9 protein-coding genes are annotated in these 12629 nt (G+C 50.9%); 3 read left to right on the forward strand and 6 right to left on the reverse strand.

All coding sequences use genetic code 11. The features are described from left to right. Positions 1-277: 277 nt before the first annotated feature. Positions 278-1531, reverse strand: coding sequence for a nucleotide sugar dehydrogenase (locus tag LDN30_RS08575; protein WP_223929248.1), 1254 nt, complete (start codon positions 1529-1531; stop codon positions 278-280). 147 nt (positions 1532-1678) lie between these two features. Between LDN30_RS08575 and LDN30_RS08580 the strand changes: the two genes are divergently transcribed. Beyond that, on the forward strand, positions 1679-2788 hold the full coding sequence (locus tag LDN30_RS08580; protein WP_223926282.1) for an MraY family glycosyltransferase: 1110 nt from the start codon (positions 1679-1681) through the stop codon (positions 2786-2788). Between the two features lie 21 nt (positions 2789-2809). Here the strand turns inward: LDN30_RS08580 and LDN30_RS08585 are convergent, their stop codons facing one another. After that, positions 2810-3274 (reverse strand): lipocalin-like domain-containing protein, encoded by a 465-nt coding sequence (locus LDN30_RS08585; protein WP_223929249.1) that lies wholly within the window; start codon positions 3272-3274, stop codon positions 2810-2812. A 7-nt stretch (positions 3275-3281) separates the two neighbouring features. Beyond that, positions 3282-4880, reverse strand: coding sequence for a capsule assembly Wzi family protein (locus LDN30_RS08590; protein ID WP_223929250.1), 1599 nt, complete (start codon positions 4878-4880; stop codon positions 3282-3284). 148 nt (positions 4881-5028) lie between these two features. Between LDN30_RS08590 and LDN30_RS08595 the strand changes: the two genes are divergently transcribed. Next, the gene (locus LDN30_RS08595) at positions 5029-6081 is read left to right on the forward strand and encodes a hypothetical protein (RefSeq protein ID WP_223929251.1); all 1053 of its coding nucleotides are present in this window, start codon (positions 5029-5031) and stop codon (positions 6079-6081) included. A gap of 347 nt (positions 6082-6428) precedes the next feature. On the opposite strand, the gene LDN30_RS08600 is transcribed toward LDN30_RS08595, so the two are convergent. From LDN30_RS08600 to LDN30_RS08610, 3 genes are all read right to left on the reverse strand, one after another. Then, positions 6429-7625, reverse strand: coding sequence for a hypothetical protein (locus LDN30_RS08600; RefSeq protein WP_223929252.1), 1197 nt, complete (start codon positions 7623-7625; stop codon positions 6429-6431). 104 nt (positions 7626-7729) lie between these two features. After that, complete coding sequence (locus LDN30_RS08605) at positions 7730-8899, reverse strand: OmpA family protein (RefSeq protein ID WP_223929253.1); 1170 nt, start codon at positions 8897-8899, stop codon at positions 7730-7732. A gap of 63 nt (positions 8900-8962) precedes the next feature. Further along, positions 8963-11296: a coiled-coil domain-containing protein gene (locus tag LDN30_RS08610; RefSeq protein ID WP_223926287.1), complete on the reverse strand. Its 2334-nt coding sequence runs from the start codon at positions 11294-11296 to the stop codon at positions 8963-8965. Positions 11297-11580: 284 nt separating this feature from the next. On the opposite strand from LDN30_RS08610, the gene LDN30_RS08615 reads away from it, so the two are divergent. After that, on the forward strand, positions 11581-12561 hold the full coding sequence (locus tag LDN30_RS08615; protein ID WP_223929254.1) for a hypothetical protein: 981 nt from the start codon (positions 11581-11583) through the stop codon (positions 12559-12561). Positions 12562-12629: the final 68 nt, after the last annotated feature.

Consider the following 12629-nt stretch of genomic DNA (forward strand, 5'->3'; position numbering starts at 1 on the left):
CCACATCGGTATGTAAATATATTTCACATTCCAAGGTCATTCCATCTTCCTTGCTAACTTCCTCATTCTCAACCACTTTCCAACACATGCCATTTCGCATTCTAAAACGGCCCGTTTCGCAGCCTCATTCGGCCCGTTTCGCATTGCAAAACGGGCCATTTCGCAACGCCAAACGGACCATATCGTAAAGCTGTAAATATTTTTCAGAAGAAAGCCGTCTGTCGTTTCTAATGGTTCCTATGATTGTCAATGGCTCTCATGATTACCTGCTGAATCCTCAATCCCTGCGGAAGATATCGCGGGTATACACCTTTTCCTTCACATCGTCGAGGACGTGGTCGTAGCGGTTGGCGATGATGGCCTGACTCTGACGCTTGAATTCGTCGAGGTCGTTGACGACACGGCTGCCGAAGAAAGTGGTGCCGTCGGTAAGGGTGGGCTCATAGATGATGACCGTGGCACCCTTAGCCTTGACACGCTTCATGACACCCTGGATGGACGACTGGCGGAAATTATCGGAATTCGACTTCATGGTAAGGCGGAATACGCCGATGACACACTTCTTCTCCTCCATGGGGTCGAAATCGCCACGGTTGTAGTAGTCGTAGTAGCCGGCCTTCTGCAGTACCTGGTTGGCTATGAAGTCCTTACGCGTGCGGTTGCTCTCGACGATAGCCTGGATAAGGTTCTCCGGCACGTCCTTATAGTTGGCTAAGAGCTGCTTGGTATCCTTAGGCAGACAGTAGCCGCCATAGCCGAACGACGGATTGTTGTAGAAGCTGCCGATGCGTGGGTCGAGGCATACGCCTTTAATAATGTTCTGAGTGTTAAGCCCTTTCAGCTCGGCATAGGTGTCGAGCTCGTTGAAATAGCTCACGCGGAGAGCGAGATAGGTGTTGGCAAAGAGCTTCACGGCCTCGGCCTCGGTGAGCCCCATGAACAGCGTGTCGATATTTTCCTTGATGGCTCCCTCCTGCAAGAGGGCGGCAAAGGTGTGGGCAGCAGCGTCAAGACGGGCGTCGCCCTCGGGACGCCCTACGATGATGCGGCTCGGATAGAGATTGTCGTAGAGGGCCTTACTCTCGCGTAGAAATTCAGGTGCGAAGATGATGTTGTCGCTGCCGTACTTCTTGCGAACGCTCTCGGTATAGCCGACAGGTATCGTCGACTTGATGACGATGATGGCCTTGGGGTTGACTTTCATGACGAGCTCGATGACCTCCTCGACATGCGACGTATCGAAGAAGTTGCGTTTTGTGTCGTAATTCGTCGGTGTGGCGACAACCACGAAGTCGGCATCGCGATAGGCCGAAGCACCGTCGGTAGTGGCCATGAGGTGTAGGTCCTTCTCGGCCAGATACTTCTCGATATACTCGTCCTGAATGGGCGACTGGCGGCGGTTGATCATATCGACTTTCTCCTTCACAACGTCGACGGCATCAACCTGATGGTGCTGGCTGAGCAGCGTGGCGATGCTGAGACCGACATAACCTGTGCCGGCAACAGCAATGCGTATATTCTTTAAATCCATATCCTTTATCAGTAAGTTACATAGTTTAACGGCAAAGATACGCAAAAATCCCTAATACGCAAAAATTTACAAGTTAATGTTATAAAAAAGCAACGCCGAGAGGCAATAAAAGGGTAGAAAGGGAGTTATAACATAAAAGAAAAGATTATGACAGGAACATTACTCCTATCTTTGTTAGCTTTAATTCTGAGCACAGCATGTGGATTTATCTTCATACCACAGATACTGAACTTCTGCAAAAAACGGAATCTATACGACATTCCCAATGAGCGAAAGGTTCATAAGAATGCCATTCCGCGACTTGGAGGCATCAGCTTTCTGCCAAGCATGGTCATTGCTACCATCATCGCCCTCGTGGTGCTGAGCTACAACTACCGTGGCGGAAAGCTCGAGGTGAACTCTTGGGCTGTGGCTTTCGCCATCGGCATGCTGCTGATATACTCCATAGGCCTCATCGACGATGTGGTGGGACTCTCGCCGATGACTAAATTCGTAGCACAGATTATAGCAGCTCTGTTGCCACCGATGTCGTGGCTGTACATAAATAACTTTTACGGATTTATGGGCATCTACGCTATACCTTATTATATAGGGGCACCGCTGACGGTGTTCGTGCTCGTGTTCATCATGAATGCCTTCAACCTCATCGACGGCATCGACGGACTGTCGGGGTCGCTGAGCCTGATAGCGCTTGTGGGATTTTTCCACTGCTTCTACCTTGAGGGACTGACGGTCTACTGCATCCTCATAGCCGGACTGGCAGGAGTTATAGTGTCGTTTCTCTTCTTCAATATCTTCGGAAATGCCGAGAAAAACAGGAAGATTTTCATGGGAGATTCGGGCAGTCTGACCCTCGGATACATTCTTGGCACGATTCTTGTGAAGTTCTCGATGAACAATCCTAACGTGATGCCCTACCGCAGGGAGTCGATGCTGATAGCAGTGACGCTGCTTATGGTGCCCGTATTTGACGTCGTAAGAGTTATCATCGTCCGTCTGCTGCACCACAAGCCTATCTTCAAGGCTGACAAGAATCATATCCACCACAAGCTGATGCGCGCCGGACTGACTCAGCATCAGGCACTTATGGTGATTATATGCTTGGCTTTGCTGTTCATCATACTCAACACAGCACTATATGACACACTGACAGCAACAATGATAATCATCATTGATGCTGCCATTTATACCGTTTTTCACTACGCTATAGACCTTATAGTAAAGAAACGCGGGAGCAGCCCTTACTCCTTAGTATAAGGCCGGGGCGGCTCCGTGGGATCAGAACTGCCGTAAATGGAGGCGCACGTCGTCGCCGGTGAGGGTCATCTTGCCGTTCTTGACGTTGTACTTGAAGGTCTGATGGAGATGCGTCATGCCGTAACGCGCAAGGATAGAGGCATCACTGACGATGGAGTCGGCACCATAGGTGGGGACGTAGGTATCGCCAATGGTCAGCGTTCCGTTGTCGGTCGTAAACCGGCAGAGAATTCTGTCGGTGGCATCGGCCTTGTCGTCGAGCTCGAGCAGACGGTGCTGGAACGACCAGAAAACGAGCTTGTCGCTCACATCGGCCTCGGCAACGGTGCGCACGGTGCCCGCACTGTCGGCAGCAAGGGTCTCGATACGCTCTAAATACCAGAATCCTTCGACATGGCCGTCGCCGTCGATGGTGTCGGTTTCGCACGACGAAAAGCACAGGGCGACAACAGAAAAGAATATTGAAAGGAAGAATAATCGTTTCATCGTAAACTTAAAATTTTAATAATCCTGTCTTCGTAATTGTCAGTTGGAATCCGTAATTCGGTCCGTTGAGGATACTTCCGAAGTCGGCACCGATACCGGCCTTGACGGTAACGCCGTTGAGAGCGCTCGCCCGGAGGTTGTGCAGACGATAAGAGGTTTCGCCGAACAGACTGACATTATGGTGCTTTTTGGTGTAAGGAATATCGTAGGTGCCCCACCCTTCCTGCCATGTGGCGAGCATCCGCCAGCGGAGATAGTCGTTGGGATGACCGCCGAGGCCGAGATGGAAGGCCACGAAACGGTTGTCCTTGACATCGAGGGTGCCGTCGGTATTATATATAGGTGAACGGTAGAGAGGATTGCCCATTACCTGCCCCCAATGCTGATAGCTGGCATAGAAGCTGTGGTTGTAGAAGTTATCCTTACCGCCGAGGTGGTCGGCGATGGCTGCGGTGTGGTCGTGATAGATGGGGCCGCTCTGATATTTCGTGTAGAGATACTCGAAAACGAAATCGTTGAGCCACGAATCGGGTTTGTAGTTATATTCGAAACCGAGCATCCAGTCTTTAAGATCGTAGATGAGATAACGGCGTTTCTTCTTCACCTGCCATTCATCGCCCGTTCCGTAGCCGTCGTAGTCCATAAGGAACATGGCCGAATGGTCCTCGAAGAACTTGTCGGCATACAGAGAGAAACTGCTCCAGTCGCCGTCGTAGTTCAGCCGCGCAACCCACGAGCCGAGCATGTCGCCCTCGATATTCTTGTATATCACCTCACCGGCATCGCTGCCACCACCAAAGATGGCATGCCAGTAGTCGGTGATGCCGCTGCCGGCCTTCATCTGCTGCATGGTGCCGGTGGAGTCAGGTGAATAGATTGTTCCACCAAAGAGGGTAACCATCTCGAGGCCGAGTTCCAGCGACCAGGGACAGAAACGCTCCTCGTTTCCTATTTTCAGATATCCGGATTTAGAGTGGTACAGAACCTTGTCGGTATACCGGTGCTGGCGGTTGGTGAAATCGGCCTCCCAGTTGCCGTCGGTGAGAATGCCGAAGGCAAAATGGCCTTTAAGATGGAGCCAGCCGCGCGTGAGAGGCACTGCCCAGTAATCGGGAAGGGCCAAACGCACCTGCGGAACGGGTCGGGCGTTGATGCCATTGGTCTGCGAGCCACTGCTCAGGAAGGCATTCTTGAGCTGCATGGGCTCCTCCTTGGCACCGATGGTGAGGAATCCGTGAAGCCAACGGCCCTCAACATAAGCCTGTTGGAGAACAACCTTGCTTGTATAATTGACGGGAACGGCAACATCGACAGCATAGCCGAGGCCGAATTTGCGTCCGTCGTCGACAGAGAGGGGACGGAAAACGCTGCCACGGACGTAACCGTTGGTCTTGTCGAGGGAGCTGAGTCCATACTTATTGGCATTGAGCCACAATGGGGTTCGGCCGCGCGACACACTGCCCTGAATCTCAACACTATACGAAAGGCTGTCGAGAGGATTCCACTTTTCTACAATCTCCTTGTCGACACCTGTCCATCCCTGTGCCATAGCGCACGAAGGAAGAAAGGTAAGAAGTGCTCCAAGGATAATAGTCTTACATTTCATCAGTATTTATGTTATGCTATCCGCTTTAAAGCTACAAAGTTAAGCATTTTTTTCGAAACCTTAGCTTATTATGTCATTTTGATTAGTATTAGCGATTTTTTTTGTAACTTTGCGACGGAATATCCACCATGCAAAAGATTAATACGGAATGAATAAGATGATTCTATCAGCCCTGATGGCCACTATGATGCCACTATGGGCAAACGCACAGGAACCCAAGAGCAGCACTCTGCCGCCCATCACCACCGACGAAAAGCCGTTCCACAACGTCGATGTCAGTCTGACTGGAGGGTCGACGGGTATCGGTTTTGAAGTAGGAACGAAAGTCAGCAACACCGTCAGACTGCGTGCCGGACTGTCGTCGATGCCTCATTTCGTCCACGACATGAACTTTGAGGTGCGTGTCGGCGACCAGCCGGCAAAGATGTACGACAAGGAAGGCAACCGCATAGAGACGAAATTCGACAAGCTGAAAGGCCACATGAAGGAGCTCACCGGCTACGATGTCGACGACAAACTTGTCATGGAGGGCCGTCCGAAGTTCTGGAATGCCAGTCTTATTGTCGATGTGATGCCATTCACGAACAAGCACTGGTATGTCAGTGCGGGATTCTACTGGGGCAACAGCCGGTTTGCCGACGCTGAGGTTTCGAAGGGCGACATGACCACTATGCTCGCCGTGGGAATGTACGACAAGATGTACGAGAAGGCCATAAACAACAAACCTTTCTACACCTACAACGATCAGGAGATATATAACGATCAGATAGCCAACCGGTTAGTGACCTACGGACGCATGCAATACTACATCGGAAAGTTCAAGGGAACAGACGAGAAATGCTATATCGATCCCGATGAGAACGGAATGATACAGGTAAAAGCGAAGGTAAACAGATTCAAACCGTACATCGGCTTTGGCTATCAGGGACGTATAAGTAAGGTGGAGCCAAAGTGGAAGATTGGGTTCGACGCCGGACTCCTGTTCTGGGGAGGGAAGCCGAAGGTATATACCGACAGGACCGTGGAGCACAAGACGGTAGACCCGGAGACGGAAATAGTGACTTATTCGTACACAAAGGAGCAGGTGGACATGGCCCGTGACCTCTACGATTATCCTAAGAACATCAAGCACAAGATTGGATTGCTGAAAGCTCTCGTTGTCTACCCGGTTCTGAACCTGAAGATTACCCGCACGTTCTAAACCGACGGTGAGACCGGAAAATACGGCTCAGGAATTGCGTTCGATGCCTTTAGTAATGCCGTTTCGAGCTGAAAACAACGAAAAATTAGCCCGCAGCAACGGCAGGAAACCGAAATCGGACAACGGGAAGCGCATCTGTGCATTGACAAGCGATGCAAAAATCCTCCTCTACAAGCCCTTGCACAAGACGCAAACCAACAAACTAAAACCGTGCATCATACGCCAACGAGACGGTGATGCACGGTTTTCAAAATTCAATTTAAATGTCATCCTTAACTGAATCAAGGCGACTTTACATCTAAATGGTGCCTTAATAATGTGATAGCAAGCCCGTTGAGGGACACATATCAGCGCTTTACCACTTTCTTTCCATTGACTATATAAACGCCCTTAGGAAGGCTCTCGAGACCCGAAACAGACACGCACTGTCCGTTGAGGTTATAGACGAGGGCCGAAACGGCATTCTTATCAGCCGTCACAGAGGCGATTCCCGTTGGTGGGTCAGGCTCGGTGGTGGCATCAAAGGTGGCAGAGTCGACAAATTTTACGACATCGGCGCAATCGGCACTGACCTTGAGATAGAAAGAATTGGCAGGGATGTATTTCTCTGTCGACTTTTTCAGTACCAGATCACCGTTCTCGACGGCAAGGACGCGCATCGTTGTAGGGTCGTTAAGGGTATAAACATTGTGGTCCTTTGACGTTCCGTCCCACCAGTTGAGCAGGTCGATAGCTGAGCAGAAGTACACACCGGAAAGCAGATTGTCGGTGGGTGCAGCGGCATTACTGCTGACAATGTTCACCTTATTGGACGAAGGCTCCATTGAGGCGGTCTCGATAATCATCGGAAAACCTGCTGGAATGACATCACTTGTTATCTCATGCAGACGCGCAACGCCGGCTCGCTCCTTCACGCCATCGACATAATAAGCCTTGATGCCGTCGGAATACTTCGTGAAAGCGAAATCGGCATAGAAAGGAAGGTAATCCTTGCCGTTGGCTGTCAGTGTGGGCTGGAAGCCAAAATAGTTGTCGGCCGACGATGCGTCGAGCGGTGTGATATACCAGTTCTGACGGTCGTTGCCCGACGGCTGCATATATCCGAGGCTATCCTCGGTCTCATTGCCATTGAGACGCTCATCGGCAAGGTGGATATTAAAGCCCTTGGCATAAGCCGATGCCACATAAGTCTTGCCCTGTTTGGTCAGCGTGAGATAGTAGTCGCCATAGTTGGCGAGCATCGTATGGGTGTTGGCACCCTGGGCAGAGAGCACATAGCCCTTGCCGGCTTTACTATATGTGAACTTGATAATAGAACCAGGATTGGATACAATCTTATTAAAATGGAGATAAGTGCGTATGGCCTCAAGGTTGACAGCGCCCACTCCGCCGACATTCTCGTCGACATACGCCTTGTCGTCGGCCAGGACAGCCCACCGCTTGGTGTTGCTGTTCTGCACGCGATAGTAGCCGTCGGCAAGCACCTGAGCATTGGCCGAGGCAGCAGCGAGCGACAAAGCGGCAATTAAAGTAATCTTTTTCATCTTCCTATTGAATATTTACTGAATAAAGAAAAAGCCCGGTCCAACACTCTTTAATCCATAGCATTGGGCAAGGCTTTTAGGTTATCTATCTTTTCGTAAGTATATTACTTTACGATACAGATGCTTACACGGTTCTTGTCATTCTCCTGGAACGGCTGAACGATGTCACCCTTCTCCTCATAAGAGATACGTGTCGGGTCGACACCCTTCTCCTCGAGATCCTTAGCAACATTCTTACTACGCTCACCAGCAAGCTTCTTGTTGATGGCACGAGTACCGGTGCCACGGTCAGCATAGCCGACGATGTGGACATTTGTCTCAGGATACTCATTCATGTAATCGACGATATCCTGGAGTTTCTTCTCCTCACTGGTCTGAACCTTAGTGACATTGATTGGGAAGAAAACGTCGCGACGGAGCTGGATCTGCTTGACCGGTTTCTTCTCAGGAGCCGGAGCCGGTACCTGCTTTTCCACAACGCGCTCCACGATACGCTCAACAGGCTTTGGAGCCTCTACGGTACGAGCTGTATAGGTCTTGCCGCCGAGATTAATCTTCACGCCAACGAGACCGTTGAAGTACCAGTCGGGGTTGCCGGCTTTCTTCGAGTTGTACTTGTCGTTGAGGAAATTAGCGTTAATCTCGCAGCCGAGCGACACGCGGTCGCTGAGACGGAAGTCGACCATCACGCCGCCACGTCCCACGAAACGAGTCTTGGTGCCGTCCCAGAGATATTCAAGATTCTGGTCGGTATTGGGGAAAACGGTCGAAGAAAGGTAGTTCGACACATCCTGAGCCTCGTCGTTGTCGAATGCTATATTTGCACCTGCGCCAAGGAAAGCGCTGACGTTGACAAGACGGTTAGGATTGAATCCGCAGAAGAGGTTGCTGAGGTTGAAAGTGAAGTCGAGAGCCGGAGCCACATATTTATACTTCCACTTATAGTTTCCACCAGCGTAAGCGCGCTCAGTGCCGTCAGCGGTAAGGGTGGAGAACGGTGCTACCTTCCATCCGGCGCGGCTCTGCCATCCGCCGACAGCGAGACGCATGCCGAATACCGGGTTGACCTGATAGCCGAGAGCCACCTGTGCGTTAGGGCTGACGAGCTCCTTGAATTTCACTTCACCAAGGGTGTACTGACCGCCAATCTGAGCCTGGACATACCAGTGCGGATTGAAGTCGTAAACCGTTTTTGCAGCAGGCTGTTCCTGTGCCGAAGCTGTCATGGCTGCTGAGAGCAGGGCTGCTGAAAAAAGAATCTTATTTAGTTTCATGATTGTGATAGATTTTTTATTGAAGGCAGATACCGCAGAGGTATCCGCCTTTTTATATTTTGATTACTTTCCGCTGAAGTAGAACTTACGTACGACATTCTTGCCCATGTAGTCGACAGCAGCATAAGTGACCTCGTAAACCTTACCCGACTCGAGAGTGCCAAGGGTGAAGCTGCGAGTAGTACCATAGAGAACCGTGTTCATGTTGGTACCGTTGTTAGCCTTCTGCAGAGCAGCCTTCAGAGCAGCATTGCCTTTCTGAGCACTGACAGCGTCCTTGAGGGCAGCATTGTTATCGTTCCACACGTTGGTAACAGCAACCCACTTCATGTAAGCCGGAGCCAGCATTTCAAGAGTGTAGGTTGTACCGAGCAGGTTAGAACCACTGGGGAGGATGGCAGTACCATACTTTGTGTTACCAAGCTTTGCGAGTTCGTTGCCAGAGCCGTAGAAGAGAACCGGCTGGAGCGAGCGGTTGATATCATTGTTTCCGTCACGGCTGAACCAACCGTTCACACGGTTAGCCCACTTGTTGTAACGAGAGATGACTTCATTGAGCTTGTCAATCTTGTCGTTAGCCTCGTTGATAGTATTGTTCACATTGTCGATCATGCTGTTAACCTGGCTCTGAGCACCCGAGAGAGAACCGTTGATCTGGTTGACGAGGTCCTGAAGCTCAGTCATGCTGAAGGTACCGATCTTATGGCCGTTAACGTCGTAGACGTCAGCAACGTAAGAACCGGTAGTGATTTCGCGGATAGAGATATGGTCGATGTTGCCGTCGATATCCTCGATGCCAGAGTATGTTGGCAGCGGAGTGTAAGTCTTGCCGGCAAGAGTACCGAACGAGAACGGATGGATGGCAGCACCAGCAACGCAATACTGCGAGATGACCGAATGAGCAGAATCCTGACCATTGGCGGTCTTGGTGGTCCAAGAAGTCTTCAGAGCGAGAGCCGGGAGGACATCATGGATGTTGTCATAGATTACACCGGCGAGCTGACTGATGTTAACCTTGAGTCCGCCGTTCTGTGCGCGGTCCTTCCAATCGTGATAGAGGGTCTTGACCTCATCCTTGATTTCCTGCATGTCGACCTTCGGTGTGAGCGAAGAAGCGTCAGAAGGAGTAACGGTGCCACGGACCTTATAAAGGCCGTTAGCGCTTGCACGGGTGTAACCGAACGACAGGAGGTCGTTGGAAGCCTCAGCAGGAGTGAGATCCATAGGAGCCTTCTCGCCACGGCTGTTGACGAGAGTAAATACCTTACCAGTCTCATCGACATCTAACGGGTTCAGAGTGAGCCACATATCACCGGCATTGCCGATATAGCTGCCGTTTTCAGGAGTACCGCTTGCAGTGACGATAGTACCATTCCCAGTATTGCGTGCTGTTCTGTCCTGACCGGTAATCTCGAGGTCAGAGTACGAAAGTACAGGACCGTTAGGATCGGCATAGTCAGAAGCCACATTCGACGGGAAGTAGAACTGACCCGGATTGCCATAGTAAGCAGCAAGCACCGTTGAGCGGATGTCACCTGAAGGCACTGCATAGTAACCGAAGACAGGGTTCAGCGTACCATTGACGAGGATACCTGTAACCTGCTTTCTCATAGCCTCCTGAATGAGGTTGACAAGGCTCTGAAGAGCGTTGACCTGACTCTGGAGTTTCGAGATAGCGTCCTTGTTGGCGTTGGCGAGGTCCTCAACTATTCCGAGTCTGCCCTCAACCTTATCGAGACGATCCTCAGCATCATTGAGGCGGAGGACGTTAGCCTCAGCGATAGAGTCAGCCTTATGAGCCAGCTTCATAGCCTCGGCAGCGGCGGTAGAATCCTGATAAGCCTTACGATAGAGCTCAACGATGTCGCCCTGCATACCGACGACGGTATTATTCAGGTTGACAAGGCTGTCAGCAAGGCCGTCTACGCGGAGAGCCGTGTTGTTACACATGTTGATACAGTCGGCCAGGCGAGCGCGGAGAGCGTCGATAGAATCCTTGTTCTCCTTGACTCCATTCTTAATGTCGTTGACGACACGGTTGGTAGAGTCGATACGCGCATTGGCATCGTTAATAGCCTTCTGCAGAAGGGAGTCGGCAGTCTCAAGGTTCTTGATCTTTCCCTTCAGATCAGCAATATCCTGAGTGTTGGTCGAGACCTGGCCTTCGAGCTTTTCCACACGCTCTTTCAGTTTGTCACACTGCTGACGGCAGTTCGACTGTGCCGTCTTGAGCTCAGCCACCTGACCATAGAGAGCCTCCAGAAGCGTCTTGTTGCTCTGGACATTTTCCTTCCACGCTCCATCCTCATCGTAATCCTTACAGGACGAGAGCGATCCTGATACGCCTAAAACAAGACCTATCAGAAGAATAAAACTTAGAAGTTTTCGTCTATTCATCGTCTTTGAATTTAAAAAAAAATATTATTAATTATTGATTATACTAACCTATAGAAACCACTCTTTCATAACATTCCACCTTATTTATATATATAGATGGCTCTCTATTTGGGTACAAAATTACGCTTTTTTTTTGAAATTACATATATTTCTACATAAAATTTACGTCACAAAAAACATTATTTGACACAATAGGGATTTTCCCCCCACCATATAGGGGAATTCCTTTCCAATTATCCACAATTCTGCTTACCTTTGCATCAGAAAATTTAAAGAACACGACTATGAAGAAGTTTATATTTGCCCTTGTGATGCTGTTCACCATGGCAGTCTCAGCCTCAGCAATGAGTTATGAGGAGGCACGCAACGAAGCTCTGTTCCTTACCGACAAGATGGCTTACGAGCTGAACTTGACGGAGGACCAATACGAGGCGGCATACGAGATAAACCTCGACTACCTCATGCGGGTAAACACTGTCGACGACCTCTACGGCACCTACTGGCGCTACCGTAATCTCGACATGAGCTACATACTCTTCGACTGGCAGTACCGTGCATTCTGCGACGCCGCTTACTTCTACCGCCCGATATACTGGTCGGGAGGCTACTGGCACTTCGGCATCTACGCCCGCTACCCATACCGCGACTACTTCTACTTTGGCTGTCCACGCTTCTACGTTGAATACCGTGGCGGACACAGCTGGCGCATGAACGGAGGCCACAGCTGGTACCGCGGCCGCGACTGGGGACGCCCAGGCAACCGCCCGGCAGTGGGAATGCGCGACGGTTTCAACCGCGGCGACTACCGCAACGTCGGCAACCGTTCTTTCGGCAACCTCAACAACCGCGGAAGCTTCAACAACAGAGGCTCACGATCCTTCGGTTCAGGCGCGTCGATGGCTCCAAGCACCCAGAACAGAAACACCAATACGACAGGTCCGCGCAAGTTCGGTACCTTCGGTTCAGGACGCAACTACAACAGCGTGCCGCAGAGCAGCACCCGCACAACGGTCACCCATCAGCAGAGCCGCAACCTCTTCGACAACCAGAGCCGGACGATGAACCGCAGCAGTTTCCAGCCACAGACAGCTCCAAGCCGCAGTTTCAGTGCACCGTCGCGCAGCTTCAGCGCACCGTCGCGCAGCTTCAGCTCACCGTCGCGCAGCTTCGGCTCACCAAGCAACAGCGGTTCGTTCGGAGGTTCCCGCTCGAGCGGTGGCTCCTTCTCAAACGGAGGATCAAGAAGTTTCGGTGGTCACAGATAAGGAATGACATTAAATCAAATTTCTGACAAGCAATAACTGCCGCGCTATAGCGGCTAAACAACAAGGGG

This window comes from Prevotella lacticifex (genome assembly GCF_019973375.1).
GTDB classification, from domain to species: Bacteria; Bacteroidota; Bacteroidia; order Bacteroidales; family Bacteroidaceae; genus Prevotella; species Prevotella lacticifex.